21 protein-coding genes are annotated in these 26,950 nt (G+C 68.1%); 6 read left to right on the top strand and 15 right to left on the bottom strand.

Features of this window, described 5'->3' with window-relative positions:
* Window positions 1–122 precede the first annotated feature (122 nt).
* A complete protein-coding gene (locus AB0M65_RS01845; RefSeq protein ID WP_364019871.1) occupies window positions 123–1,421 on the top strand; it encodes a DUF5685 family protein in 1,299 nt (432 codons plus the stop codon).
* A gap of 54 nt (window positions 1,422–1,475) precedes the next feature.
* Window positions 1,476–3,635: an excinuclease ABC subunit UvrB gene (uvrB, locus tag AB0M65_RS01840; protein WP_364019868.1), complete on the top strand. Its 2,160-nt coding sequence runs from the start codon at window positions 1,476–1,478 to the stop codon at window positions 3,633–3,635.
* Between the two features lie 488 nt (window positions 3,636–4,123).
* Here the strand turns inward: uvrB and AB0M65_RS01835 are convergent, their stop codons facing one another.
* The 5 genes from AB0M65_RS01835 to AB0M65_RS01815 form a co-directional block, all read right to left on the bottom strand.
* Window positions 4,124–5,533, bottom strand: a complete 1,410-nt coding sequence (locus AB0M65_RS01835) for a S28 family serine protease (protein WP_364019865.1) — start codon at window positions 5,531–5,533, stop codon at window positions 4,124–4,126.
* Window positions 5,534–5,623: 90 nt separating this feature from the next.
* Complete coding sequence (locus AB0M65_RS01830; protein WP_364019862.1) at window positions 5,624–6,388, bottom strand: enoyl-CoA hydratase/isomerase family protein; 765 nt, start codon at window positions 6,386–6,388, stop codon at window positions 5,624–5,626.
* Between the two features lie 43 nt (window positions 6,389–6,431).
* The gene (locus AB0M65_RS01825) at window positions 6,432–6,854 is read right to left on the bottom strand and encodes a hypothetical protein (RefSeq protein ID WP_364019859.1); all 423 of its coding nucleotides are present in this window, start codon (window positions 6,852–6,854) and stop codon (window positions 6,432–6,434) included.
* 256 nt (window positions 6,855–7,110) lie between these two features.
* Window positions 7,111–8,070: an ABC transporter permease gene (locus AB0M65_RS01820; protein ID WP_364019855.1), complete on the bottom strand. Its 960-nt coding sequence runs from the start codon at window positions 8,068–8,070 to the stop codon at window positions 7,111–7,113.
* Window positions 8,063–10,972 carry an alpha/beta fold hydrolase gene (locus tag AB0M65_RS01815; protein WP_364020036.1) on the bottom strand — a complete coding sequence of 970 codons (2,910 nt, stop codon included), beginning with the start codon at window positions 10,970–10,972 and terminating at the stop codon, window positions 8,063–8,065. Before AB0M65_RS01815 ends, AB0M65_RS01820 begins: the two co-directional genes overlap by 8 nt.
* Before the next feature lie 315 nt (window positions 10,973–11,287).
* Here AB0M65_RS01815 and AB0M65_RS01810 point away from each other — a divergent pair, with 315 nt between their 5' ends.
* Window positions 11,288–12,262: a TerC family protein gene (locus AB0M65_RS01810; protein ID WP_364019853.1), complete on the top strand. Its 975-nt coding sequence runs from the start codon at window positions 11,288–11,290 to the stop codon at window positions 12,260–12,262.
* 30 nt (window positions 12,263–12,292) lie between these two features.
* Complete coding sequence (locus tag AB0M65_RS01805; RefSeq protein WP_364019850.1) at window positions 12,293–14,242, top strand: S9 family peptidase; 1,950 nt, start codon at window positions 12,293–12,295, stop codon at window positions 14,240–14,242.
* Window positions 14,243–14,316: 74 nt separating this feature from the next.
* On the opposite strand, the gene AB0M65_RS01800 is transcribed toward AB0M65_RS01805, so the two are convergent.
* The 3 genes from AB0M65_RS01800 to AB0M65_RS01790 form a co-directional block, all read right to left on the bottom strand.
* Window positions 14,317–14,973 carry an RES family NAD+ phosphorylase gene (locus tag AB0M65_RS01800; RefSeq protein ID WP_364019847.1) on the bottom strand — a complete coding sequence of 219 codons (657 nt, stop codon included), beginning with the start codon at window positions 14,971–14,973 and terminating at the stop codon, window positions 14,317–14,319.
* A 98-nt stretch (window positions 14,974–15,071) separates the two neighbouring features.
* Entirely contained in the window at window positions 15,072–15,653 is a 582-nt protein-coding gene (locus tag AB0M65_RS01795) for a DNA-binding protein (protein ID WP_364019844.1), read from the bottom strand.
* 324 nt (window positions 15,654–15,977) lie between these two features.
* Entirely contained in the window at window positions 15,978–16,958 is a 981-nt protein-coding gene (locus tag AB0M65_RS01790; RefSeq protein ID WP_364019841.1) for a LacI family DNA-binding transcriptional regulator, read from the bottom strand.
* Window positions 16,959–17,071: 113 nt separating this feature from the next.
* On the opposite strand from AB0M65_RS01790, the gene AB0M65_RS01785 reads away from it, so the two are divergent.
* Both AB0M65_RS01785 and AB0M65_RS01780 read left to right on the top strand, forming a co-directional pair.
* A complete protein-coding gene (locus AB0M65_RS01785; protein ID WP_364019838.1) occupies window positions 17,072–18,556 on the top strand; it encodes an FGGY-family carbohydrate kinase in 1,485 nt (494 codons plus the stop codon).
* Window positions 18,557–18,793: 237 nt separating this feature from the next.
* On the top strand, window positions 18,794–19,279 hold the full coding sequence (locus AB0M65_RS01780) for an MmpS family transport accessory protein (protein ID WP_364019835.1): 486 nt from the start codon (window positions 18,794–18,796) through the stop codon (window positions 19,277–19,279).
* 95 nt (window positions 19,280–19,374) lie between these two features.
* On the opposite strand, the gene AB0M65_RS01775 is transcribed toward AB0M65_RS01780, so the two are convergent.
* The 7 genes from AB0M65_RS01775 to AB0M65_RS01745 all read right to left on the bottom strand — a co-directional run bounded on the left by AB0M65_RS01775 (window position 19,375) and on the right by AB0M65_RS01745 (window position 26,912).
* Entirely contained in the window at window positions 19,375–20,061 is a 687-nt protein-coding gene (locus AB0M65_RS01775; protein ID WP_364019832.1) for a histidine phosphatase family protein, read from the bottom strand.
* Between the two features lie 18 nt (window positions 20,062–20,079).
* Window positions 20,080–21,948, bottom strand: coding sequence for a Na+/H+ antiporter (locus AB0M65_RS01770; RefSeq protein WP_364020033.1), 1,869 nt, complete (start codon window positions 21,946–21,948; stop codon window positions 20,080–20,082).
* Between the two features lie 40 nt (window positions 21,949–21,988).
* On the bottom strand, window positions 21,989–22,384 hold the full coding sequence (locus AB0M65_RS01765) for a VOC family protein (RefSeq protein WP_364019829.1): 396 nt from the start codon (window positions 22,382–22,384) through the stop codon (window positions 21,989–21,991).
* Window positions 22,385–22,389: 5 nt separating this feature from the next.
* Entirely contained in the window at window positions 22,390–22,833 is a 444-nt protein-coding gene (locus AB0M65_RS01760; protein ID WP_364019826.1) for a helix-turn-helix transcriptional regulator, read from the bottom strand.
* Between the two features lie 78 nt (window positions 22,834–22,911).
* Window positions 22,912–26,010 carry a CBM35 domain-containing protein gene (locus AB0M65_RS01755; RefSeq protein ID WP_364019823.1) on the bottom strand — a complete coding sequence of 1,033 codons (3,099 nt, stop codon included), beginning with the start codon at window positions 26,008–26,010 and terminating at the stop codon, window positions 22,912–22,914.
* A gap of 124 nt (window positions 26,011–26,134) precedes the next feature.
* Window positions 26,135–26,521 (bottom strand): YchJ family protein, encoded by a 387-nt coding sequence (locus tag AB0M65_RS01750; RefSeq protein ID WP_364019820.1) that lies wholly within the window; start codon window positions 26,519–26,521, stop codon window positions 26,135–26,137.
* Window positions 26,522–26,534: 13 nt separating this feature from the next.
* On the bottom strand, window positions 26,535–26,912 hold the full coding sequence (locus AB0M65_RS01745) for a DUF1801 domain-containing protein (protein WP_364019817.1): 378 nt from the start codon (window positions 26,910–26,912) through the stop codon (window positions 26,535–26,537).
* Window positions 26,913–26,950: the final 38 nt, after the last annotated feature.

The following is a 26,950-nucleotide window of genomic DNA, read 5'->3' as shown; positions in this document are numbered from 1 at the left end:
CCGGCGCCCGCGAACACCGCCCAACCGGGTGGACGATCACGGTTTCGGTGTTCCGCCGGGGTAACGCGGCGTGGCCGGATAGGGTGCGCTGGTTCTGCCATCCGGGTGAACGGGGAGACCAAATGTTCGGGATCATCAGGCCGTGCCGTCATCGGCTTTCCGACGGTCTGCACGCGGACTGGATGGCCCATCTTTGCGGCCTTTGCCTTGCGCTGCGCGACGAACACGGACATCTCGCCCGAATGGTGACGAACTATGACGGCTTGATCATCTCGGCGCTCGTCGAAGCGCAGTCACCGCGAGCCGAGGGACGGCGAGACGCCGGACCGTGCCCGCTCCGGGCGATGAAGGGGACTTCGGTCGCGCGGGGCGGCGGTGCCCAGCTCGCGGCGGCGGTGTCCCTGGTGCTGGCTTCCGCCAAGATCAGCGACCACGTCGACGACCGCGACGGTGCCTTCGCGCGGCGTTCCGTCGCCGTGGCCGCGAGGCGGATGGCCACCCGATGGGCGGAGCAGGGGAGCCGGACCGGTACGCGGATCGGCTTCGACACCGCTGTCCTGACCGAGGCCGTCGACCGGCAGGGCGAAATCGAACGGGCCGTCCGTCTGGGTGATTCGGCCGTACTCGCCACCGAACCCGCCGAGCTGGCGACGTCGGCCGCGTTCGCGCATACGGCTCTGCTGGCCGGGCGCCCCGAGAACGCCGCTCCGCTGGCCGAAGCCGGGCGCTTGTTCGGCCGGGCCGCGCATCTGCTCGACGCCGTCGAAGACCTCGCCGAGGACGAGGCCGCCGGAGCCTGGAACCCGCTGACAGCCACCGGCACCGGGCTCGCCGAGGCGCGACGGCTGTGCGACGACGCCGTGCTCGGCGTCGAACTGGCACTGCGCGAGGTGCGGTTCGACCAGCCCAAGCTGGTGCACGCCCTGTTGGTGCACGAACTGCGCCAGGCGGTGCGGCGTGCCTTCGGTCACGGTCACGGCCCTCAGCAGCCGCCGCCGGGCTGGATCGGGCCCGGACCTCAGCCGCAACAGCATCCCCACCAGCCCTACCCGCCCCAGGCCTACCCACAGGGCGGCTATCAGGCGCCGCCTCCCGGGCCGGTGCCGCCGCAGGGTGCTCCCGGTGGCGGAGGCCCGCCGCAGGAGCCGCCGAAGAAGAAGGGGAAGCACGGCGGCGCTCCGACCGACGGTCAGGGCGGCGGCTGCTGGGTACCGAAGTTCCGGGTCCCTCCCGAACCTCGCAACTTCTTCTTCGGTTGTGCGGTCGCCACCTACATGTGCTGTTCGTGCCAGTTCTGCTGCCGAGACCCGTTCCCCGGCCCTTGGAGCGGGAAGCCGCACGGCAGTTGTGACTGCGACTGTGATTGCTGTGACTGCGACTGTGGTTGTTGTGACTGCTGTTCCTGCTGTGACTGTTCGTAACGCGCTGACCAGGCGGACCGGAAACTGTCGGACCCAGCGCCTACTCTGGTTCCCGTGGCTTTCGCATCCGAACACCCCGTGCTCGCCCAGTCGGACCACCGCCCTGTCACCGACATCCCCCGGACAGGCGGCCGGTTCGAGGTGGTCAGCGATTACCAGCCCGCCGGTGACCAGCCGGCGGCCATCGACGAACTCGAACGCCGCGTCAACGCGGGCGAGAAGAACGTCGTGCTCCTGGGCGCCACCGGTACCGGTAAATCGGCGACGACGGCCTGGCTGATCGAGCGCGTCCAGCGGCCGACGCTGGTGATGGCGCCGAACAAGACGCTCGCCGCGCAGCTGGCGAACGAGCTGAGGGAACTGTTCCCGAACAACGCCGTCGAGTACTTCGTCAGTTACTACGACTACTACCAGCCCGAGGCGTACATCGCGCAGACGGACACCTACATCGAGAAGGACTCGTCGATCAACGACGACGTCGAGCGGCTGCGGCACTCGGCGACGATGAACCTGCTGTCCCGGCGCGACGTCATCGTGGTCGCGAGTGTCTCGTGCATCTACGGCCTCGGTACGCCGCAGTCGTACCTGGACCGGTCTTCGATGCTGAAGGTCGGCGAGCAGCTCGACCGGGACGTCTTCCTTCGCGCGCTGGTGGACGTGCAGTACACCCGCAACGACATCGCCTTCGCCCGCGGCACTTTCCGCGCCCGCGGCGACACGGTCGAGATCATCCCGGCGTACGAGGAGCTGGCGATCCGCGTCGAGTTCTTCGGCGACGAGATCGAGAAGCTGTACTACCTGCACCCGCTCACCGGCGACATCGTGAAAGAGGTCGACGAGGTCCGCATCTTCCCGGCCACGCACTACGTCGCGGGCCCGGAGCGGATGGAGAAGGCCATCCACGGCATCGAGGCCGAGCTGGAGCAGCGGCTGGCCGAGCTGGAGAAGCAGGGCAAGCTGCTCGAGGCGCAGCGGCTGCGGATGCGCACCGCGTACGACATCGAGATGATGCGCCAGGTCGGGTTCTGCTCCGGCATCGAGAACTATTCGCGGCATATCGACGGCCGAGGGGCCGGGACAGCCCCCGCCACGCTGATCGACTACTTCCCGGACGACTTCCTGCTGGTCATCGACGAGTCACACCAGACCGTCCCGCAGATCGGCGGCATGTACGAAGGCGACATGTCGCGGAAGCGGAACCTGGTCGAATTCGGCTTCCGGCTGCCCAGCGCGGTCGACAACCGGCCGCTGACCTGGGAGGAGTTCTCGGACCGCATCGGGCAGACGGTGTACCTGTCGGCGACGCCGGGGCCGTACGAGATGGGCCAGGCAGGCGGCGAGTTCGTCGAGCAGGTGATCCGGCCGACCGGCCTGGTCGACCCGAAGGTGGTCGTGAAGCCGACCGAGGGCCAGATCGACGACCTGGTGCACGAGATCCGCGAGCGGGCCGAGAAGGACGAACGCGTCCTGGTCACCACGCTGACCAAGAAGATGTCCGAGGATCTCACCGACTACCTGCTGGAGCTCGGGATCCGGGTGCGGTACCTGCACTCGGAGGTCGACACGCTGCGCCGGATCGAGCTGCTGCGGCAGCTGCGCGCGGGTGATTACGACGTGCTGGTCGGCATCAACCTGCTGCGCGAGGGTCTCGACCTGCCCGAGGTGTCGCTGGTCGCGATCCTCGACGCGGACAAGGAAGGCTTCCTCCGCAGCGGTACCTCACTGATCCAGACGATCGGCCGCGCGGCGCGAAACGTGTCGGGCGAAGTGCATATGTACGCGGACAAGATCACCGACTCGATGCGGCACGCCATCGACGAGACCGATCGCCGTCGCGAGAAGCAGGTCGCCTACAACGAGGAGCGCGGCGTCGACCCACAGCCGCTGCGGAAGAAGATCGCCGACATCCTGGACCGCGTCTACAGCGAGGCCGAGGACTCGGAGGAGACCGTCGCCGTCGGCGGTTCGGGCCGGAACTCCTCACGCGGCAAGAAGCCCGAGCAGGGCGACCGGGTGCGCAGCTCCGGGATGCTCGTCGACAAGGACGTCTCCGGTATGCCGCGCGCCCAGCTGGCGGATCTCATCCAGCAGATGACCGACCAGATGATGCAGGCGGCACGCGACCTGCAGTTCGAGCTGGCCGCCCGGCTGCGTGACGAGGTCTCGGACCTGAAGAAGGAGCTGCGCGGCATGGACGCCGCCGGCATCAAGTAGCCGCGATTAGTCCTCTGGTTGCGGTCCTTGCGTGTGCAACGACCGCAACCAGAGGACTATTGAGGGGTAAGGCAAACGTGGCGTGGTGCCTGGGCTCGCTGTGACCGACTTGTTCGCGGGGTTGGCAGCCGGAGCGAAGGCGTGACTCGCGTGCTCAAGGACGTAACTCGCGTGCTTGAGCACGTAACTCGCGTGCTTGAGCACGCAACTCGCGTGCTTGAAGGCGTAACTCGCCTGCTTGAAGAGGGATCTCACGTGCTGGACGCCGAACTCGGTGTGCGGAGTCTGAGCACGCGAGTTCCGTCTCCAAGCACGCGAGTTACGGCTTTAAGCACGCGAGTTACGTTTCTGAGCACGCGAGTTCTGGCTTTAAGCACGCGAGTTTCGTCTCTGAGCACGCGGGTGCGATGTCGGGCCCCTGAAGAGTCCGCTCCCGCCGCCGAATCCGTCACGCCACGTTTGTCTTATCCCTCAATAGACGCGGGGTTTCAGAGGCGCGGGCGGTTCAGCAGGGTCAGGTCCGCGTCGAAGTCGGGGAACCCGGCCGGGACCGAGTGTGTGGTCACGCCTGGCGAAACCGGGGGCAGACCGGCCCAGCGCCGTACGGTGTTCGTCGCTTCGGCGGCCTGGGCCGCCGGGAGCTGCGCGATCCGGGAGCCGTGGTTTCCGCCGGGCACGGTGTAGCGGTACGAGTCCTTCGTGCCGAAGCCGAATTCGAACGGTTCGGCGCTCCACGGGTCGTTTTCGCCGTAGACGTACAGCAGCCGCTTCCCTTGTGTCTTCACCCAGAAGTCGATGTCCGGCATGGCAAGGTGGTCGAACCGCGGGATGTCGACGGACTTCGGCACGAACGACCGCGACGTGTTTCGGCCCGGGTAGCGCAGGAGGTCCCGAAGGTAGCTTTCGTAGGATTCCGGGGCGCCGAGCTGGTACGAGGCCTGGAAGTAGTACGGGACATAGATACTGAGGTTCTGGTCGGAGTACGTGTTGAGCGTCTCGACGCGTTCGAACCAGGCGTAGACCTGGGCCGCCGGGGCACCGGCCTTCGGGACCGTCGTGCAGTCCGCCTGCTTCTGGTACTGCCAGAAGGCGAAGTACGAGTCGATCACGGAGAGCTCAAGTGACACGTCGGCCGAGCCGACGATCGAGAACGTGTAGCCGTTCTTCGCCGCGTCGGCGGCGGCGAGCGCGGCGAACTCGGAGCGCCGCGTCAGCACGTCGCGCTGGATCGCCTTCAGTGCCGAGCGGCACGCCGGATCGGTGCCGACGTCAGCGAGGAACCGGTTGTAGCGGTCGTGCGAGTTGATGACGTCGTTGGGCGCGACGTAGGGGATTGTCGCGTCGACGTCGTTCGGGAAGAACCTACGGAAGTAGGTCGCCGTCATACCGCCCTTGCTGCCGCCGGTGGCGAGCCACTTGCCAGGATAGATCCGCTTGAACGCCTCGACGGCGCGGTGCTGGTCGGCGGCGGCCTGCCAGATGGTCAGCTGCTTGCCCCAGTCCGGTTTCTCGGGCCGCGACGGGGTGAAGAAGCGGTACTCCATCGACAGCTGGTTGCCGTCGACGATCTGCGTCGGTTCGGAACGGTTGGCCGCTTCCGACACGTTGTACCCGCTCGTGAACGACACCGTCGGCGCGCGGAACTCCTTGTGCAGCAAGGTGAATCGTTGCTGGAAGGTGCCGGCGGACGGTTTGCGGTGATCGACCGGCTGGGTGAACGTGAGCTTGAAGAACCGGTAGCCGGCAGGCGCCGGGTTTTCCGAGACGACGGTCAGGCCGGGAATCCGGCCGAGCGCGTCCTTGATGTCCTCGGGTGCCGCCTGCGCGACCGGGGTCAACCCGATCAACGTGAGAACCGTGACCGCCAGAATCGACCACGCGGCAGTGAACTTCCGCATCCGTGCCCTCCCCGTCGCCGACCTGTTCGGCGGTCGGATACTCACAGAGTCGCCGCCGGGGGGCAATCGGCTATCCGGAGTCCGTCCCGATCACCGGGACAGCACCCGTTCGACGTAGGCCTTGATGGCCGCGAGCGCCTCGGGGGAGCTCCACAGTTCGAGAACGTGGGCGTCGTCTCCGGTGCGGTGTTCGGCGATCCGCTCGTGGAACGGCCGGTGCAGCTGCGCTTTCGTATGCGCGTACGCCGCCGCGGGGATTTCGGCGAGCTTCTTCGCCAGTGCCACGGCGCGGGGCAGGACGTTCTCCGGCGCGGTCACCTCGTTCACCAAGCCGTGTCGCAACGCGTCTTCCGGCAAGTGGGTCTCGCCGAGGAACGCGAGTTCGGCGAGGACGTCGGCGCCGAATCCGGAACGCAGGATCTCCAGCGCCGCCAACGGGAACGGGACGCCGACGAGGAGTTCGGTGATCCCGATCCGGCTCGGGCCCTCGGCCAGGACGCGGAAATCGCAGGCGGCTGCGAGCACGGCGCCGCCTGCGATCGCGTGCCCGTTGAGTGCCGCGACCACCGGGCCGGGGAAGCCGAACACCGAGAGGAACGCGTCGGACAGCGCGGGCAGGAACTCTTCGATGTAGTCCGCGCCGCCGTCGTGCACCCGCCGCAGGTCGACACCCGCCGAGAAGATGCCGCCGGTGCCGGTCAGGACGACGCCGCGAGCCCCGCTGAGCTGGACGTCTTCGAGCCGGAGGCTCAGTTCCAGGCAGAACTCCGTGTCGAGGGTGTTCGCCTTGCCATGCCGCAGGGTGACGACGGCGATCCCGTCTTCGTCGTCCACGCGGATCGAAGAAGTGGCCATGGGCCGACCGTACCCGAGCCGGTGAAGATCTACAGTGGACCGCTCAGTCCGACAGGCGCACGGTGATCGTCGGGCTGAAGGACCGTTTGCGGTTCCAGCCGGTCTCGGCGCCGATGCTCAGCTGGATGGCCCGGTCGGCGGGCGCCCAGTAGCCGGTGCGCACGAAGTACGCGTCCATCGCGCAGAGCCGGTTGCTGGATTTGCGGTTGCAGATTGTTTCCCAGCCCCACTGCCTGCCGCTCTCCTCGACGCCGTTGCGCCGGACGAACAGGTACGGGTTGCCGATGTCGCGGCAGTAGGTGCCGCCCTCGGAGATGTAGAGGACCCCGTCGATCTTGTAGAACCGCTTGTTGTCGAGAAGTGTCACCTGGCCCGAGACGGCGAACCCGACTCGCCCGCCCTTGCCGGAACTCATGGTCCAATCAAGGGAGAATTCTTGGGCGGTGGTCTCTATCGACTGGGTCATGGTGACGTCCCCGCTTTCTTCTCGCGTCGGCACCTTTCCCTGAAGATAAGGATTTCTCAGGCCCCGTCGAAGATGAACGGTAACTTTTCACCCGATGAGTCGATGATCGGAAAATCGATGGTCGCATGCGCATGAATACCCGGGTCCAACCGCTAATGGGTGAAGGTCGCCACGGCCAGTGAAAACCGGGGCCCACCAGGGAAGAGAATTTCGTCTTCCCGGTGGACCCCGGTGGTTTTCGAGTACGGAAACGCTCTCAGCTGGTGATGTCCTTCGTCGCGAACCGGCGACCTGCCAGAAGGAAGAACACCGTGCCGTACAGTGCCGCGGACAACAGGCCGTTGGCCATGTTGGTCCAGTCGATATCGGTCGAGATCAGATCCATCCACGAGAACGCGAAATGCGTCGGCAGGTAGTCCCGCAGCCCTTCCAGCGCGGTGATCTGGTCGAGGATCTGCGAAACAATCGCGACGATCACCGCCCCGCCCACGGCACCCAGCGGGGCGTCGGTGGCGACCGAAAGCAGCATCGCCAGACCGGCCACCCACGCCAGCTGCAGGATGATGTAGATCGTCGCCAGCCCGATCGCGATGAGGCTGTCGCCGAACGACACCGCGTCGCCGGTGGGGCTGATCGCATCGCCCGCGCCGTAGAAAATGACGCCGACCACGAGCGACACCAGCGGCAACAGGATCAGCGCGACCGCGGACAGGATGCCAGAGACGATCGCCTTCTGCCGCAGCACGCGGTGCCGGGGGACCGGCATCGCGAGCAGGTATTTCAGGCTCGACCACGACGCCTCGCTCGCGATCGTGTCGCCGTAGAACAACGCCACGATCATCGGCAACAGGAACGTCCCGGAGACGAACAGCGCGAGTACCACGAAGTTCGGCGCGCTCGCCGTGGCCAGGTCGACGAAGCCGCCGCTGCGACGGTTCGGGTTGGCCTGCCCGATTTCGAACGCGATCACCAGGATGAACGGCAATAGCGCGACGAAGCCCAGCATGAGCTGGGTCCGCCGTCGCTTGAGCTGCCGCTTCAGTTCGACGCCGAGCCGCAGTGTCCGGTCGGCGCGGTAGCCGGCGACGGCACCGTCCGGGCCGACTTCGGTCCGTTCGTGCGAAGCGACCTCGGTCAGCTCCAGCAGGGCGGCCGGGTCGGTGTGCACGCCGTGATCCGCCCGGGTTCCCGGGCCGGAACCATTGGTTTTACTCACCCTTCGGGTCCTCTCCGACCAGCTGCAGGAACGCGTCTTCCAGACGGCGCCTCGGCCCGGCCTGCTCGACCGCGACCCCGGCCCGTACGAGGGCGGCGACCGCCTCGGCGCGAGCGAGTCCGTCGAGGTCCGCGTGGACCAGTTCTCCTTCGACGTCGACGCCGGAAACACCGCCGACCTTGCGCAGCGCTTCGGCTGCTTCGGCGGGCTTGTCGACCCGGAACGTCGCCTCGCCGCTGGACGCGGCCAGTTCACCGACCTCGCCCGAGGCGACCAGCATGCCGCGGTGCATCACGACCACATGCGTACAGGTCTGCTCGACCTCGGCCAGCAGATGGCTCGACACCACCACGGTGCGTCCTGTCGCCGCGTAGCGCTGGAGCACCTCGCGCATCTGGTGGATCTGGGGCGGGTCGAGCCCGTTGGTCGGTTCGTCGAGCACCATGAGCTCCGGCAGGCCGAGCATCGCCTGTGCGATCGCGAGCCGCTGCCGCATACCCTGGCTGTAGGTGCGCACCCGCCGGTTCACCGCGTCACCGAGCCCGGCGATCTCCAGCGCCTCCGCGAAATGCGCCCGCTCCTTCGGGCGGCCCGTGCTCGCCCAGTACAGCTCCAGGTTTTCCTTGCCGGACAGATGCGGCAGGAAGCCCGAACCCTCCACAAAGGACCCGATCCGGGACAGCACCGGCGCGCCGGGCGCGATCAGATGCCCGAAGACCCGGATGTGCCCGGCGGTCGGCGTGATGAGCCCCATCAGCATGCGCAGAGTCGTCGTCTTGCCCGCGCCGTTCGGCCCGAGCAGGCCGAGTACCTGGCCGGGCTCGACGCGGAACGACAGGTCCTTCACCGCGACGAAACCACCCGCGTAGGCCTTGTGCAGGCCTTCGATCACCAGCGGTGTCTTCGCCAGGCTCTCGTCGACGTCGTGCGCGCGGCGGCGGCGGAACGCGGCGATCACCGTGATCGCGATGCCCGCGAGCAGGGTGCCTGCGATCCCGAGCAGTTGCGCGATGGGCGCTCCCACCCCGACCGAGGTGCCGTGGACGACCGGGACGCCGAGCTGCCCGCCGCCTGCCAGCCCGACGCGGAACACCGCGGGCTCCACCGGCGTCGCGAACGCCTGATCCGTGGTGCCGACGACCAGCCGGAGCGAGTGCCCGGCGTCCAGCGGCCGCACGATTCCCGGCAGGGTCACCGTCACCTCGACCGGGCTGCCGTCCGCGGGCAGACCGGAGACGCGGAACGGCGCGACCGCGTTGGCGGGAAGCGCGCGGACGCCCTCGGAGTTGACGTCGTAGAGCTTCGCGAACAGGACGGCTTCCCGTTGCGCCGCGGTCGTGGACGGATCCGCCGAGACCTGCAGGCGGACCGTGGACGAGCCGGCCACGACCGTCTGCGCGTCGAGTGGCCCGGTCGCGAACTGCGCGGCCTGACCGGGAGGGTCCACACTGAACAGTCCGGACAGCCGGGAGGATCCGGCCACCGCGCCGTTCAGCCCGGGGATCCCGCTGACTGCGGCGGGATTACCACCGGCGGGGCGGACGACCGGCTGGGCCGGGCCTGCCAGCGTGAACTGACGTCGTTCGGTGGCGTCCCCGGTGGCACCCGGGTACGCCGGTGCGGTGACGGTCCGGACCGAGGGGGCGCCATTGGCGCGCAACGTGCCTTGGATGTCGTAACTGAACCCCGTGCCGGGATCGGTGCCCTGTCCGGTGAGGGAGAACTTGAGGAAGTCCGCGATCTGCGCCCGCAGCTTCTGCCCTGGCTTCCCGCCGTCGTGGCCACCGGTGTACCAGATCGTGCGGACCTTGCCGCCCGCCGCGGCGACCTGCCTCGCGGTCGCGTCGGACTGGTCCAAACCGAACAGGGTGTCGCTTTCGCCCTGCACCAGCAGGGTCGGCACGGTGATCTTGTCCGTCACGGACGCGGGGGAGACGCGGTGGAGCAGGTCCACCGTCCGCCGGCTCGCCTTCCCGGTGGTCGCGAGTTCCGTGTAGGCCTGGCAGACGTCGGCGGTGAACCGTCCACAAGGATCGGCCGGGCCGGGTGTCGGCCCCTGCCCGTTCGGACCGCCGAGCGGAAGGGACTGCGCCGCGGCACCGGCCGCGGCCGCGCCTTGTGACGCACCGGATTCGCTGGTCTCGTCACCGGCTTCGGGGGCGTCGCTGGACGGAGAGCCGCCCTGCGCCGCACCGGATCCCGCCGAGAAGAAGATGCCTGCCCACGACCGCTTGAAGACGCCGTCCGCGGTGAACGCGCCGGCCGCCGGCGTGGTGGCACCTGAAGGCGCGGCCGAGGCGGCGTTCGGGAAGAGGCCTTGCGCGAGGTCGTTGTAGGTGATCACCGGGGCGATGGCGTCGACGCGCTTGTCGGTCCCGGCGAGCAGCAGCGAGAGCGCGCCGCCGTAGGAGGCACCGGACACGGCCACCTTCGGGTCGCCGTTCTCGCTGAGCACCTCGGGCCGCGAGGCCAGGGTGTCGATCAGCTTCCGGGCGTCGGCGACTTCCCGGGCGGGGTCGTTCAGCGCGATCTTGCCGGTGCTGCGGCCGAAACCGCGGGCAGACCAGGCGAGCACGACGAACCCCTTGTCGGCGAGTTCGCGGGCTTCGGTGGCGACACTGTTCTTGTCCCCTCCGAACCCGTGGGCGAGCAGGACGGCAGGCGCCGGGGTCCGCTCGGGGACGTACAGCGTCGTGTCGATTTTGACGATCTCCGACGAGCCTGGTACTTCGGGCATGTCGAGGATCGCTTCCTGGGTTTTCACTGCGGACGGAGCGGGTTCGCTGTTCGTCCACACGACGGCCGCGGCGGCCAGGACCACCACGACCGCACCTAGCGCGGTGAATCGGGCGCCGCGTGTACGAGGGAGCGGGATTCGGGGCACGGAATGACCGTATTTCACCGAAGCTGAGAGCCACTCGTCCGGCATACACGGACCACACAAGCGTGACGTCAGCGCGTCGCCAGAACGGGTGGTTAACGTGGAGGAGCGGTGAGTGTGACGCGAGTTACGCCATCATCTTGGTGACAAGGGCAACCTTAACTGGCGTCAGACGTACAGACAGGTCAAACTGGACCAGCTGTGAGGGGAGTATTCCTTCGCGGCGGTGTCGTCAGCACGGTGGTCTTCGCAGGCCCCCGGCACCGTCGGCCGGTTCCACCGGCGGAAGAGACCTCCGGTTAGTCGCTGCTGTGCACTATCCGGAGGGTTGGTTACATGTCTGTTCCCCTGTGGCTATGGATCGCCACGGTCGGCGGTCTGCTCGCGCTGATCGCACTCGACCTCGTCATCGTCGATCGCAAGCCGCATGAGGTCACCACCGGTGAAGCCGCCCGGTGGGTCATCTTCTACGTCGCCGTGGCCGTGGCCTTCGGTATCGGTGTCTGGATCTTCGGGGGGCACGACCCTGGCGTCGAGTTCTTCACCGGGTATATCACCGAATACTCGCTGAGCGTCGACAACCTGTTCATCTTCATGATCATCATGACGTCGTTCAAGGTGCCCGCGATCCACCAGCACCGCGTACTGCTGATCGGTATCCTGCTCGCGCTCGCCATGCGCAGTGTGTTCATCGCCGTCGGCGCCGCGTTGATCGCGCAGTTCGTCTGGGTCTTCTTCCTCTTCGGCGCCGTTCTCATCTGGACCGCGGTCAGCATGGTCCGCAACAAGGACGAGGACGAGGAGTACGAGGAGAACGCGCTCACCCGCGGGGTACGCAAACTCTTCCCGGTCACCAACGAGTGGCACGGCCACAAGTCGTTCGTGAAGAAGGACGGCAAACGCTGGATCACCCCGATGTTCCTGGTGATCGTCGCGATCGGCAGCGCGGACCTGCTGTTCGCCGTCGACTCGATCCCGGCGATCTTCGGCATCACCCAGGAGGCCTTCCTGGTCTTCACCGCCAACGCGTTCGCGCTGATGGGCCTGCGGCAGCTGTACTTCCTGCTCGGTGGCCTGGTCACCAAGCTGGTGTACCTGTCCTACGGCCTCGCGGTGATCCTCGCCTTCATCGGCGCGAAGCTGTTCCTGCACGCACTGCACGAGTACCACGTGGTGCCGGACTGGCTGGACATCAACAACTGGGTCTCGCTCGGCGTCATCGTCGTGGTCCTGACGGTCACGACGGTCGCCAGCCTCGCGAAAGCGAAGAAACTGGAAGCCGCCGAGCAGGAATCTTCCGTCGGTAGTTAGAACTGCTAAGGATCGGGTACCGTCGGGGCCGTGCGTCCCGTTGACATCGAAGCCCTGACGGTCCCCGGCACCCCCGCGCTGCGCGGCGACCTGCTGCTCACCGCGGTGAGCAGGCCTGATCTGAAGAAGAACGGCTACCGAGGCGGCCTGCGCCGGATCGATCCGGACGGTGGCGGGGAAGGACCCTGGACCCACGGGACCCAGGACTCCGCCCCCGCCATCTCCCCGGACGGCCGGTGGGTCGCCTTCCTCCGCGCGGAGGAAGGCGGCAAGCCGCAGGTACACGTGATCTCCGCGGCCGGGGGTGACGCGAAGCGGATCACCGGCCTGCCGCTCGGCGTGGGTGTCCCGGTGTGGGCGCCCGATTCCCGCCGGATCGCCTTCGTCGCCCGCGTGCCGGAGCCGGGCCGCTACGGCACGGAGAACGCGGACGGCGAAACGCCGGAACCGGATGAAGAGGCCCCGCGCCACATCACCAAGTTCTTCTACCGTGTCGATGACATCGGTTTCCTCGGCGACCGCCCGCAGCGGCTGTTCGTCGTGGACGCCGTCGCCGCACTGGACGAGGCCGCGCCCGCCGAACTCACTCCGCTGACCGACGACCGGGCCGACGTCGAGCATCCTTCGTGGACGGTCGACGGCGAGTTCGTCCTGATCGCCGCGCCACGCGACTGGGCAGCCGAGGACACCGTCCGTTCGGACGTCTACGCCGTGCCCGCCGAGGGCGGCGAGCCCCGCTTGGTGGTCCGTACCCCGGGGGTCGCGGCCAAGCCGGTGTCCACTCCGGACGGCTCGATCCTGTTCTACGGCACCGAGTTCCCCGGCCTGGACGAGGTAGCCCGCAATACCGGCCTGTGGCACGCGCCGTGGCCCGCCGGTGACGAGCCTTCCACGCCGCGCCGCCTGACCGACGTCGAAACGGTGGACTGCGACAACGCCGCCGGTGCTCCGGTCGTCGTCGGCGACGAGGTGCTCGTCGTGGTCCGCACCCGGGGTGCCGCCGAGCTGCGTGCCGTCCCGCTCGACGCCGACCTGGCCGAGCTGAAGTCCCTGCGGTACCTGGCGGGCGAGTTCGCCGCGGTGAAGTCCTTCGCCGTCGATGGCGAGCGGATCGCCGCGGTGATCGGGACGCCCGAGAGCTCAGGGGACGTCGTGCTGTTGTCCGAAAGCGAGCCCCGTGTGCTCACGGACTACTCGAAAGCGTTGCGGGACATCGGGATCCAGCCGCTGGAGGAATTGGACGCGATCGCGCCCGACGGCTACCCGGTGCACGGCTGGATCGTCCGCCCCGAAGGTGAGGGGCCGCATCCCGTGGTCCTGATGATCCACGGTGGACCGTTCGCGCCGTACGAATGGAAGGTCTTCGACGAGGCGCAGGTGCTCGCCGTGGCGGGCTACGCCGTCGTCCTCGGGAACCCGCGTGGTTCGGCTGGCTACGGCGAGAGCCACGGCCGCAGCATCGTCGGCGGCTTCGGCACCGTCGACGCGTCGGATCTGCTGACCCTGCTGGACGAAGCGCTGGAACTGTCCAATCTGGACAGTGACCGGGTCGGCGTCATGGGTGGTTCCTACGGCGGCTTCATGACCAGCTGGCTCGCCGCGCACCACGGCGGCCGGTTCCGCGCCGCGTGGAGCGAGCGCTCGGTCAACGCCTGGGATTCGTTCACCGGCAGTTCCGACATCGGCTGGTTCTTCGCCGGGGGCTACGTCGGCGACGATCTCGAAGAGCAGCGCAAACGCAGCCCGCTGACCTACGCGGGGAAGATCGACATCCCGTTCATGGTCGTGCACTCCGAGCAGGACTGGCGGTGCCCGCTGGAGCAGGCGCAGCGGATGTACGTCGCGCTGCGGCAGAACGGGGTGGCCGCCGAGTTCCTGCTGTTCCCCGGCGAGGGGCACGAACTCACGCGCTCGGGGCAGCCGCGGCATCGGGTGCAGCGGTTCGACGCCGTGCTGGAGTGGTGGGGCCGGCACCTCTGACCTTCGGGTCGCCGGATGCTGTGAACGGCCCGTTACTTTTGCGAGTAACGGGCCGTTCACAGCATCGCGAGGGGTCAGCTGAGCAGCGTGTAGTTCAGCTCTTCGCACACCCGGCCCAGCGGGACGTCCAGGCCCGGGTGGTCCAGTGGGAGCAGGACGTCCGGCGCGATCGGCAGCGCGTTCCCGGCGGGTGGGTCCCACAATGCGAGCGCGGGCCCGCCGGAGTCCATCGACGATCGGTACCAGACGCCGTCGAGATCGCCGAAAGCGGCGCGGATCGCGCGTGCCCAGGACTGGGTGATCTTCTTCGGGCCGCTGGAAATCTCCTGCGAGGCACCGACGCGGGTCGGCCAGAGACCGGCGAGGTCGAGCAGCCGCAGCGTGCGGGTCGGCCGGACGACGACGAGGCGCGGGCCGCGGGATTTGCGGTCGCACGTCGACGTGGTCTGGAAGACCTCCGCGATGCTGGTGCGCACGGTGAGGCCGAAGTACAGGACGCCGTTCCCGGGGTCGGTCACCGGGCGCCCGCCACGACCTGGGGTCTGCGGGTCGAAGCGGCCATGCGGGAGCGGGCCGCTGTAGCGGAACGTATTCCACTGCTGGGGGTGGTTGCCGTGCGCGGTGAAGATCCTGACCAGCCTGGTGCCGGGGTGCACCGTCACCACGTCGTTGGTGCGGTGCAGCTCCTTGACCAGGACAGAGCGTGCGGGCGGCAGGGGGAGCCGGGCCATACCTCGGGAGTCGTCCGTCCTTGTCGGGTGATCTTGCTCGGTGGGGTCAGCCTACGGCCTACCCCCGACTGAAACTTTCCGTCGTCGGGCAGAACACCTTAGAACGGGGAGCCGAGCGTGACCACCAGCTTGGCGACATGTTCGGGGTCGCCGCCGGAAAGCAGCCATTGGCGTGGGGTCGCGGGGTGGTCGTTGATCACCAGATCCGCCTGTGGCGTGCTCATGAACGCGGCCACGACCAGCGCGGGCTGGTCCTCGGGCACGGCGCGCAGCACGACCTCCAGGCCGGGCAGCACCCCGGAGCCGGTGAACTGCCAGGACGGCAGCCGCCAGCCCTGGTCTTTCCAGCCGGTGAGCCTGCCTTCCTTGAGGCGGTGACGGATGCGGCTGTCGTCGACGCCCAGCGCCTTCGCCGCTTCCAGCACGCTCAGCGCGGAATCGGCGAGTACGGCGTGCGCGGCGACCGTGCGGGCACGGAAGTCCGGTTCGTCCTCGGTGCGGGGAGAGATGTCCAGGCCGACGTCGGTGAGCGCGGCCCGCTGATCCGCCGAGAAGTAATGCGACGGATCGGGGTTCGGCGGGGACAGCCTTCGCGCCGCGTCCTCCACGAGGTTCAGGAACTCGTTGGCGTCGACCTTGAGGCCGGCCTTGGCGAGGACGTTCTCGAGAGCTATGGACATGCGCCCAGGGTAACGCGTCTGTGCGGATTCGTGCGGTCTCATCTCGACTTCGTGGGGAAATTCACCAGAGATGAACACAGAGTGCACGGAATCAAACACGCGCAGTAGGCAATATCGGAACAGTTTGCCCGTATCGGGCGAGGTTGTCCAGTGTCCCGGCTTGACACGCCGTGAAAGCGAACTTACCTTCCGAAAGGTAATCGATTTCTTCCCACCGCTTCGGGAAACCCGGCTGGTTTGGGGCCGGCTTGGGGGAACAAGGGGGTGGGGCGTTCCTGGGCGGCCGGTGCGATCCGGCCGCCCAGGCACGTCGTTCGGCCGGCGTCATTCCCGGCGTGAACTCCGGCGCACGATCAGGTTCGCCTGCAGCGTGGTCGTCGTGGCCTGCCGCGTGCTGTCCCCGATCCGGGCGAGCAGCAGTTCGGCGGCGACCCGGCCCACCTCGTTCGCGGGCTGGGCGACCACCGTCAGCGGCGGGTCGATCAACGTCGTCCACGGCGCGTCGTCGAACGACACGATCCCGATGTCCCGTCCCGACCGCAGCCCGCGTGAGGCCAGCGCTTCCAGGACGCCGATCGCCATCGTGCTGTTGCCGACCAGGAGCGCGTCCGGCGGTTCCGGCTCGTCGAGCAGGCTGAGCGCGGCCAGCCTGCCACCCTCGGCGCGGAACTCCGCACGCCGCGTGAGCGCGTTTTCGATGCCGACGGCGTCGGTGTACCCGGCCAGCCGGTCCTCGGCGGTGCGCACGCCCGGCGGCCCGCTCACGCAGGCGACCCGCCGGTAGCCGCCGTCGAGCAGATGCCGCGTCGCGTCACGGGCGGCCAGCCGGGTGTCGACCAGCACCTGGTCGCCGGTGTTCTCCCGCAACGGCCGGTCGACCGCGACCACCGGGGTGCCGCGCTGGGTCAGCCGGTCGACGTTCGTGGACCGTCCGGTGGGGGAGAGCACGACGCCTGCGACCCGTTCCTGCAGTGCGACGTCGATGTAGCGCCGCTCCTTCTCCTCGTTGTCGTCGGCGTTGCAAAGCACCACCGAATAACCCGCCGTCTGCGCGATGTCCTCGACGCCGCGGGCGATCGCGGTGAAGAACGGGTTCTCCACGTCGGAGATGATGAGCGCGAGTACCGCGGTTTCCTGACGGCGCAGATTCCGCGCCAGCCCGTTCGGGTGGTATCCGAGTTCCGCGGCGGCGGCCTGCACGCGTGCCGCGAGTGCCGGGTCCACAGTGGACTTCCCGTTGAGCGTTCTCGACACGGTCGCCGTCGAAACCCCGGCCTTCGCCGCCACGTCGTTGATGGTGGCCACCGTGACCTCCCCTTCTGAAGGTGTCTTGACACCTTCGCACGGGAAGAATAGCGTCCCCGACAATCGTTACCATCCGCTGATCGCGCTACTCGCGTTCCCCTATCGGAGGTGCAGTGGGCGACCCGGGCCTGGTGCTCGGCATCGACATCGGCACCTCGAGTTCCAAAGGTGTCCTCGTCGATTCCCGCGGCACCGTGGTGGCTAGGGCTTCTCGGCGGCACAGCACTTCCCGGCCTCGTCCCGGCTGGTTCGAACACGACGCCGAAACCGTGTGGTGGCAAGATTTCCTCGCGCTGGCCAGAGAACTCGCCGCGGCCGGGGATCATCCCATCATCGGAGTGTCGGTCAGCGGGATCGGACCGGTGCTCCTGCCTGCCGACTCTTCAGGGAAACCCTTGCGCCCGGCGATCCTTTACGGCGTCGACACCCGCGCTCACCACGAAATCGGGGAACTGACCGGGGAATTCGGTGAAGAATCCATTGTGGAACGTGGTGGCAGCGCGCTGAGTTCGCAGGCGGTCGGGCCGAAATGGCGCTGGCTGGCCAAGAACGAACCCGGCGTCTTCGCACGGGCGCGGCTCTTCCTGATGGCGAGTTCGTACCTCGTGCTGCGCCTGACCGGTGAATACGTCCTCGACCACCATTCCGCCAGCCAATGCGATCCGATGTACGACCTGCGTGAGGCCCGGTGGGCGCCGGACCGGGTGGCCGCGATCGCTCCCGGTGTCGAAATGCCTCGGTTGGCCTGGCCCACCGAGGTGGTCGGTTCGGTCACCGCCGAGGCGGCGGCGGAAACCGGCCTGCCACAAGGAATCCCGGTGACGGCGGGCACCGTGGACGCCTGGGCCGAGGCGACCAGCGTCGGTGTCACCGCGCCGGGCGACACGATGCTCATGTACGGCACCACGATGTTCCTGATCCAGATGCTCTCCGATCCTCGCCCCGGCCGGGGGCTGTGGACGGCCCGAGGGGTGTTCCCCGGCACCTATTCGCTCGCGGCGGGCATGGCCACCTCGGGTGCGATCACCGACTGGCTGCGGGAGCTGACCGGCGGCGATTTCGGGGAACTGGCCGCCAGTGCGGGCAAGGTCCCGGCCGGCAGCCGAGGTTTGCTGATGCTGCCGTACTTCGCCGGGGAACGGACACCCGTGCCGGATCCGGACGCACGGGGCGTCATCGCCGGGCTCACCACTTCCCACGGCTCCGCCGAGCTGTACCGCGCGGCACTGGAAGGCACGGCGTACGGCGTGCGGCACAACCTCGAAGCCATGCGTGAAGCCGGTGGCTCCACGCGGCGGTTCGTCGCGGTCGGCGGCGGGACCCAGGGCGGGGTGTGGACGCGGATCGTCAGCGACGTCGCGCGGATCGAGCAGGAGATCCCCGCGGAAACGATCGGCGCCGCGTTCGGGAATGCCGTTCTCGCGTCCTTCGCGCTGGGGAGGGAACCGGATATCGAAGCCTGGAACCCGATCGCCGAAACCGTCCGCCCCGGCGCGGACGCCGACGTCTACGACGAGTTCTACCCGCATTACCGCGCGCTGTACCGGTCCACAGTGGACATCGCGCACTTTTTGGCGAGGAAGAACTCCCTCGCCTGAACCCCGGTGCCCGGCCCGGGGCTACGACTGCACCCGAGCCGGTATCACTCAAAGTGAGCTATCCGGTTCACCGCGTTTACGCCGATCGCACGATGACCAGGTACTCCGTCCTCCTGGGACACCCAAAAGGGTGAATATCGGGTTTCTTCCCGATAACGGCTAACGCGGAGTCACCTTGGAACGAGAAGTAGTCGACGCGCTCGTTGGAAGCGCGCTCGGACGAGAGAAGACCTCTCCATGGGTGTTCCCACCGCGACCGCTGCGGCATCGGCGCCGGCACCGGGTGCCCCGGGCAGGATGAAACCGCTCGGGACCGTCGTGGTCGTGCTGGGCGTGATGGCCGTCGCCGTCGCGCTGACCGGTTACGTGATGCCGAAGGCGTCCCGGCCGGTGCAGAATCCGCCTGCGCCGCGGGTCGAACAGGCCGCGGCCGCCGTGCGCACCTTGACGCACTCCGTCGTCTACGAGCTTTCCGGCGCGCAGGGCGCGCAGAACGTCACCTACGTCGCGCAGGGCTCGGAGCTCATGCAGAAGACCGAGGTCACGGCGCCGTGGAGCGCCGCCTTCGAGCGCGCGAGCCAGGAAGGCCGCGACGAGTTCTACAGCCTTTCCGCGCAGGGATCAGGCAGCGGGCAGCTGCGGTGCCGGATCCTCGAAGACGGCGTGGTCGTCAGCGACCACACCGCCGTCGCCGCGGGCGCGCCGGTGACCTGCACGGCCTGATCGCGGTTCTGCGGCAATGCTCGTGCTGATCGGCCTCCTGGCCGCGGAAGCGGTCGCGGTCCTGGTTGCCGTACAGCTCGTCGCGGCCGGGCGAATCAACCGAAAGGCGACTGAAGATGCGACGTATCGTTGAACCGCCGCACCATCCAGTTGTCCCCGGACACCACCAGATGTGAGATCGAGCCGTTGTCCGCGCCGAGGAACGCGAACCGGTTCTTCGCGCCGCTGGCGTGGGCGAACACCTCGCCGATGACGCCGCCGTGGGTGAACACGGCGATCCGACGGCCAGGGTTGGCCGCCGCGAGCCTGCTCAGGGCCGCCGTGATCCGGCCGTTGAAACTCTCCATCGTCTCCGCGCCGGGGATGACGTCCCAGCGCTGCTCCTGCCACAGCTTTTCGACGATCGGGTGTCCTTCGTGGGTGTACTGGCGGAAGAGGCCGTTCTCCCACTCGCCGAGGTGGATCTCCCGCAGATCGGCTTCCGTTTCCGGCGTCATCCCGAGCTTCGCGGCCAGCGGAGCCGCGGTCTGCGACGTCCTCCGCAGCGTCGTCACGTACAGCGCGGAGATCCGCTCGTCCGCCAGACGGCTGCCGACTCGTTCCGCGTGCTCTCGGCCTTCCGGGGCGAGGTCGGGATCGGCCTGCCCGTCGACCGTGTCGAACGGCGTGCTGGCTTTGGCCGGGGCCGATTCACCGTGGCGGACAAGGAAGATCTCGGTCGCGCCGGGTGGCGGCGAGAACCGGTGCTGGCGGTATTCGACTTCCTGCTCAGGCGTGCTCATGCCCGGACCCTATCGACACTAGCCCAGTTGCTTGTCGACGAAGCACCAGCGCCAGGTCTCGCCGGGCTCGTGGCTGCGCATCACCGGGTGCAGGGTGTCGTGGAAGTGCTGCGTCGCGTGCTTGCCCGGCGACGAGTCGCAGCAGGCGACGTTCCCGCATTTGACGCATTCGCGCAGATGGACCCAGGTCATCCCGTTCTCGACGCAGACCGCGCAGGCGTCGGGTGAGCTGGGGATGGTCTCCGGCCAGTCCTTGGTCAGATGCTTGCAGGATCCCGCCGTCGCGGCGGGTGTGCGCAGTTCCCGATCGGATTCCGGCAAGGTCTCCTCCTCCCTGTCCAGCATGGATTCCTCGATGTCGAGGCGTTCGAGGATCCGGCGCAGGACATCATGATCGGCCATCCCGGAGTCGCGCGCCTCCAGGAACTTCTCTCGTTCGGTTTCGAGCAGCTTCAGCCGCAGGCGCCGGTACGCGTCGCTCGGCGTCTCGGTCAGGGTGCTCTGCCTGCCGAGCTCCTCCCACGCGGAGTCGGATCGGTGCTGGAGACGGCTGCGGAGCCGTTCGACGATGTCCTCGGGATCGTCGACGGTCCGGATCTTCTCCAGTTCCTCCAGCGCGGCCCTGGTCATGGTGTTGAGCACGGCCGCCTCCTGCAGCGCGTCCTCGGCGGGGTCGGGTGGCGGCAGCTTCAAGCGGCGCACCAGTACCGGCAGCGTCGTCCCGTGCAGCACCAGCGTGCCCGCCACCACGACGAACGCCACCAGTACCAGTACGGCCCGCTGCGGGGTGTCCGACGGCAGCACGAACGCCGCCGCGAGCGTGACGACCCCGCGCATGCCCGCCCAGGCGATCACCGCCGAGTACCGCCACGGCCAGGCGTGACGGCGGAACGTCCGCCGCGCCAGCCCGATCCCGATCATCCAGATGATGCGGGCGACGACCGTCGCGGCGAGTGTGGCGACGCAGATCAGGACGAGGTCCGGCACGCTCAGCCCGCTCTCGCCGACCTCGGTCATGATCCGGCGGACCTGCAGCCCGATCAGCAGGAAGACGATGTTCTCCAGCAGGAACTGGATGGTCTGCCAGTTGAGCCTGCTGGCCAGCCGCGAGCGGCCCGAGAGCATGCTCGGCGACTTGTGCCCGAGGATCAGGCCCGCGACGACCACGGCGATCACGCCGGAACCATGGATCGCCTCGGCGGCCAGATAGGCGACGAACGGGACCACCAGCGAAAGCGCCGTGTCGCTGACCGGATCCTCGAGCCGGGTGCGGATCAGCGCGGCGAGCGCGCCGACGGCGAACCCGATCACCAGCCCGCCACCCGCGGCGAGCAGGAAATCCCCGCCCGCCTGCCAGAGACTGACCGAACCGGCGATCGCCGCGATGGCGGTCCGCAGCGCGACCAGCGCGGCCGCGTCGTTGAACAGGCTTTCGCCCTCCAGCAGCCGGGTCAGCTTGCGCGGCATCCCGACCTTGCGGGCGACCGCGGTGGCCGCGACCGCGTCGGGCGGGGCGACCACCGCGCCGATCGCGAGCCCGGCGGCGAACGGCAGGCCGGGGATCACCAGCCACGCCACGACGCCGACGGCGGCGGTGGTGAAGATGACGAGGCCGACCGAAAGCAGCAGGATCGGCCCGCGGTTGCGGCGGAAGTCGATGAGCGACGTGCGGATCGCGGTCGCGTACAGCAGCGGGGGCAGCAGCCCCAGCAGCACGACCTCCGGATCCAGTTCGTACTCCGGGACGCCCGGGATGTACGAGGCGACGACCCCGACCGCGATCAGGCACAACGGCGCCGACCAGTCGAGTTTCCGCGCCGCGGCGGTGACCAGGAGGACGGCCACCACCAGTGCCACGAGTTCTACCGCGATCTCCACGCCGCTCATCATCACCCGGGAGCCCCGGTGCGCGCGCACCGAGCCCCGGCTACCGCTGTTCGATCCGCACCAGGTTGCCGGCGGGGTCGCGGAAAGCGCAGTCGCGGACGCCGTAGGGCTGGTCGAGCGGTTCTTGGACGACGTCGGCCCCGGTCGCCTGGATCCGCTCGAAGGTCCCGGCCAGATCCGGGGTGGCCAGCACGATGGCCCCGTGGACGCCCTTGGCCATCAGCTCGGCGACCGTGGCGTGCTCTTCTTCGGTGAGCTCCGCGTCGGCGCCCGGGGGATGGAGCACGATCGACGTCCGCGGCTGCTCCGGCGGGCCGACGGAGGCCCGGCGCGGGCCTTCCTCACGCACTTCGAAACCCAAGACGTCGCGATAGAAGGAAAGCGAGGCTTCGAGGTCGTCCGAGGGGAGGAATGACGCGTGAATCGAAAGGGTCATACGGGTCAAGCTAGATCTGCGCGCGGGGAGGCCGCTTCTCTATTCCTGATCGGTCGCGTGACCTGTTTGACGACGCAGCCGGGCATGCCACGGACCTCGTCTTCCGCCTGCTTGCGGTAGGCGCTCGGCGACATCCCGACCAGCTCGGAGAAGCGGGTGCTGAAGGTGCCCAGCGACGAGAAACCGACGTCGAAGCAGATCTCGGTGACGGACATGTCCCCGCGGCGCAGCAGCATCTTGGCCCGCTCGATCCGGCGGGTCATCAGGTAGCTGTAGGGCGATTCGCCGTACGCCGCCCGGAACTCCCGGCTCAGGTGCCCGGCGGAGACGTGGACGCCGCGTGCCAGCGCCTCGACGTCCAGCGGCTGTGCGTAGTCGCGGTCGATCCGGTCGCGGACGCGTCGCAGCAGGGCGAGGTCACGCAGGCGCGGGTCGGGTTTTCCGGTCACCCGGTCAGCGTAACCCACCGTCGAACGGGAGAGGCCCCCTTCGCCGGGCGGCGAAGGGGGCCTGGTGCGACTCCCGGGTCAGAGGGTGATCTTGTCGACGTTGGGGCCGCCGTTCGCCGTGGTGGCGACGGCCCTGATCTTGTTCACCCCCGCCGACAGCGTCACCTTCACGGTTTTCGTCGTCCAGTTCGGCCAGGCCCCGGTGCCGCCGAAACCGACGCCGGACGCGTTCACCGTGCCGTTGACGGAGAAGTCCAGCGGCCGGTTCGCCGTGGTCCCGTTGGCGTACCGGACGACGACGTCGTAGGTGCCCGCTGCCGGTGCGTTGACCGTCCACTCGACCGAACTGCCCGCCACGTTGTCGTAGTTGACGAACCCGCTGCCGGTGTACCCGGCGTGGTTGGACTCCACCGCGCCCTGGGTGATCGCGGCGTCCTCGGCCTGGTAGTCGACCGGGTTGCCGGGGCCGGGGCCCGAACCGTCGGCGGGAACGGTCTGCGTGCCGGTGTTCCAGCCCGAGACCCGTACCGAAGGCTTGGAGCCCTTGAGGTCGGCCGTGCGGTACTTCGCGGTCAGCGTGGTCGTTTCACCGGGCCAGAGGCCCAGCGCGTTGTCGTTCCACTCGACCGGGAGCACTGGTTTGCCCGCCGAATCCACCATCTTCGTGTCGACGTAGAACGCCGGGAGCTTGCCGCCCGAGGTGTTCTTCAGCGTCACGGTCGTGGTGGTGTTCCCGTCGGAGCCCGCCACCGAGTTCGCCGTCGCGCTGACGGCCGACTGGCCGAGGTTGTTCAGCCCCGACAGATCGGCGAAAGCGGACTGGGGGGTGTAGTACCAGTCGCTGCCGGCCCAGTTGAGCGTGTCCGCCTTGGTGGAGAGCCAGTACACGTTCCGGCTGACCTCCTTGCCGGAGGAATCGGTGAGCACCAGCTTGGCAAGATAGGTCGTCGAAAGCCCGCTCACCGCCGGAACGGTGACCGCGGTGGCCTTGGCACCCAGCGCGCCGACCGACAGCCCGGTCTTGGTGTTGCTGTACTTCTCGGTGCCGTCGAGGTTGTACAGCTTCGTGGTCGCCGTCAGCCCGCTCGCCGCGTTCGGTGTCTGGTTGATCACCACGACCGACCGGTTGTCGTGCGAGTACTGGATGTGCAGTGGCTCGTTGGCCTTCTTGGCGCCGTAGTAGGCACCGTTCTGGTCCATGTAGGCGTCGAACAGCTGCCAGTGCAACGAAGTCCACGGGCTGTTGAGCATCCAGTAGATCAGCCCCGTCGACGGGTTCGACGAGTCCGTGTAGTTGCGCGAGTGCGACTCGAATTCCGCACGGACGTTCTCGTACTGCGAGAGCTGAGCCTTGCGCACGAAGTCGTTCAGGTTCGCGGACGCGCCGTACCGTTTGGTGAGCGCGTCACCGAACAGCTTCAGGTTCCCGAAGGTCTCGGAGGACGAGCGGTGGTACTGCGTCGCCGACGGGGTCTTCCACATCGTTTCCAGCTCGCCCGGCGACATCATCCGCTTCAGCGTGTCCATCGTCGGGATGTCGACGCCCGCGCTGGTCTCGGAGTTGAAGCTCCACGCGCCACCACGGTCCTTTTGGGACTTGTCGTACCAGTAGACCGGCGGGACGTAGTCGTACGGGCCGTTCATCTTCATCCCGGACGCGCCGGTGATCGGGGACGGCCGCGCGGACGCCGCCGGGATCACCGGAAGCTGCCAATCGGCGGCCTTCATCGCGTCGAGGTAGCCCTGCTCGATCCGCTTGTCCGGCGCGAAGTCGCTGCCGATGTGGAAGGAGATGACACTCGGGTGGTCGCGCAGGCGTTCGGCCTCGGCGAGCATCGACGCCTTGGCGATCGGGTAGTCCGATTCGACCCAGGGGTCACCCTTTTCGGAGCCGTTGACCTGGCCTTCCCATTTGTCGCAGCATTCCCAGCCGGGCATGGTCAGCACGCCGAGGTCGTCGGCGATGTCGAAGAACTCGTCCGGCTCGATGTGGCCTTCCAGCCGGACCGTGTTCAGCCCGAGGTCCAGCACGTACTTGAGCTTGTCGGCCGCCGCGGTCTCGTTCCAGCGCAGGAACAGATCCGGCGTGTAGCCGCCGCCCCTGATCAGCAGCGGTTTGCCGTTGACGCTGTACTGCCGTCCGCCGCTGGAGTTCAGCGTCGCCTTGACGTCGCGGACACCGAACTTCGACTTCGAGGCGTCGGACGGCGTGCCGCCGACGCTCGCGGTCAGGTCGAGTCCGTACCGGTGCTGGCCGCCCATTCCGGCCGGCCACCACAGGTTCGGGTTGTCCAGGCCCACCAGCGGGAAGGTGAGCGTCTTGCGCTCCTTCGCGGCCAGCGACACGGTCTGGTTGACCGGTTTGCCCGCGACCGTGCCGGCGACGGTCGCCTGCACCGCGTTCGCCGAGTCGTTGCGGACGTCGGCCTTCACCGTGAGATCGGCGTGGTTGAGCGACGAGTTCAGCTTCTGGACGACGTGGGCGCCACGCAGTGCCACCGGGCCACCGCGGCGGACCAGCACGTCACGGACGATGCCCATGTTCTGGTCCGGCGGGGTTTGCGCCCAGTCGATCCAGCCCATCGACAGATCCTTGTTGGGATCGTTGGGGTACACCTTGAACGCGATGCTGTTGACGCCCGCGCGTACCTGCGCGGTGATGTCCAGGTCGTGCCGCGTGTAGGCGCCGTTGACCTGGTCTTTCGCCGCGATCTTGGTGCCGTTGACCCAGACGTCGGCCTTCGAGAGCACGCCGCTGAAGTCGAGATAGGTACGCGACGAGGTGTCGTTGACGTTGAGGTCGGTGCGGTACCACCACGGCACGGCGAAGTCCGACGCCGGGACGTTCTTCATGTTCGTGGAGTAGAAGGGGTCGGCGTACTTGCCGTTCTGTAGTAACCCGGCGTAAACCGTCGATCGCGACGACACCGGGTACCAGCCGTTGGTGGGGAAGCCGGGCTTCGACACCGCTGAGTCATCGCTGACCTGTGCCGAGGACTGGATCGTGAAACCGGGGATCGGGGTGGCGTTGCCCGCGGCGGCACCGACGGACAGCGGAACGGCCACTTCCGCGCCGGTGGCGGCGGGAGCGTTGGTCACCCCGCAGACCGCGGCCGCCAGCGCGGTGACGGTCAAGGCCAGTAACGGGATCCGGGTTTTCTTCTGCCGAAAACTCACGAGCGCGCCTCCTCGGGCACACGGCGGCGGACCTGATCGGAAATCGTTAAGAAAGTTCCCTAACAATGTGGAGGAGATAGTAGCCGCACTGTCACGCGGGGAACAGACCCTTGCGCGGGGTTTGTCAGCGCACGGGTGCCACGTAGCTCCACTGCCCGTCGACGCGGACGAAGCGGCTGTTCTCGTGCATGCTGCCCGCCCGGCGTTCCTGCCGGTAGTGGGCCCGGAACTCCACGGTGCCCTCCTGCTCCAGCAGGCCGCCGCCGGTCTTGCCGAGGATCTCCAGGAACGTCCAGCGCTGACCCGGGTCCAGTTCGAGGTCCTCGGGCCGGTTGTCCGGGTGCCAGGTCTCAGAGAGGTACGCGGTGTCGCCGACGGCGAACGCGCTGAACCGCGACCGCATCAAGAGTTCGGCGGTCGGCGCGGTCGCGGTGCCCCGGTGGAAGCGGCCGCAGCAAACTCCGTAGGGCTCGCCGAGGCCGCACGGGCACCGGGATTCATCGGTGATCACGCGGGGGATTGTGTCATCGCGCCGCCGCGACGGTTTCGAGGTCCCGTGCCTGCTTGAGCCAGCCGGTGAACAGGTCGGCGTCGATGTCGTCGAGCGTGCGCAACTTGACGTGCGCCATCTCGCGAGCGCTCGCCTCGAGCCTTCCGGACGGATCGTCGATGACCTGGCCCTTCCAAAGGGCGAAGGTGACGTACGACGAGTACCCCTTCAGCAGGCAGACGAGGTTCTTTCCGGCCTTTTCGCCGGCGCTCCAGGTCGGGGAGGCGTGGTAGATCGCCTCGACGGAGCCCGGCAGGGCCGCGTTGACGATCGGGCGCAGCGCGGTGGCGACCTCGCGCAGCCCCTCGGGCAGAGCGGCGAGGTAGTCGTCGACGTTCGCGAACTTGGCCATGACTTGATCCCTTCGGTCGGTGTGCTGCTGTCAGCTAA

The sequence above is a fragment of the Amycolatopsis sp. NPDC051071 genome (assembly GCF_040682875.1).
Taxonomy (GTDB): domain Bacteria; phylum Actinomycetota; class Actinomycetes; order Mycobacteriales; family Pseudonocardiaceae; genus Amycolatopsis.
This window is presented reverse-complemented; position numbering and strand designations above follow the sequence as displayed.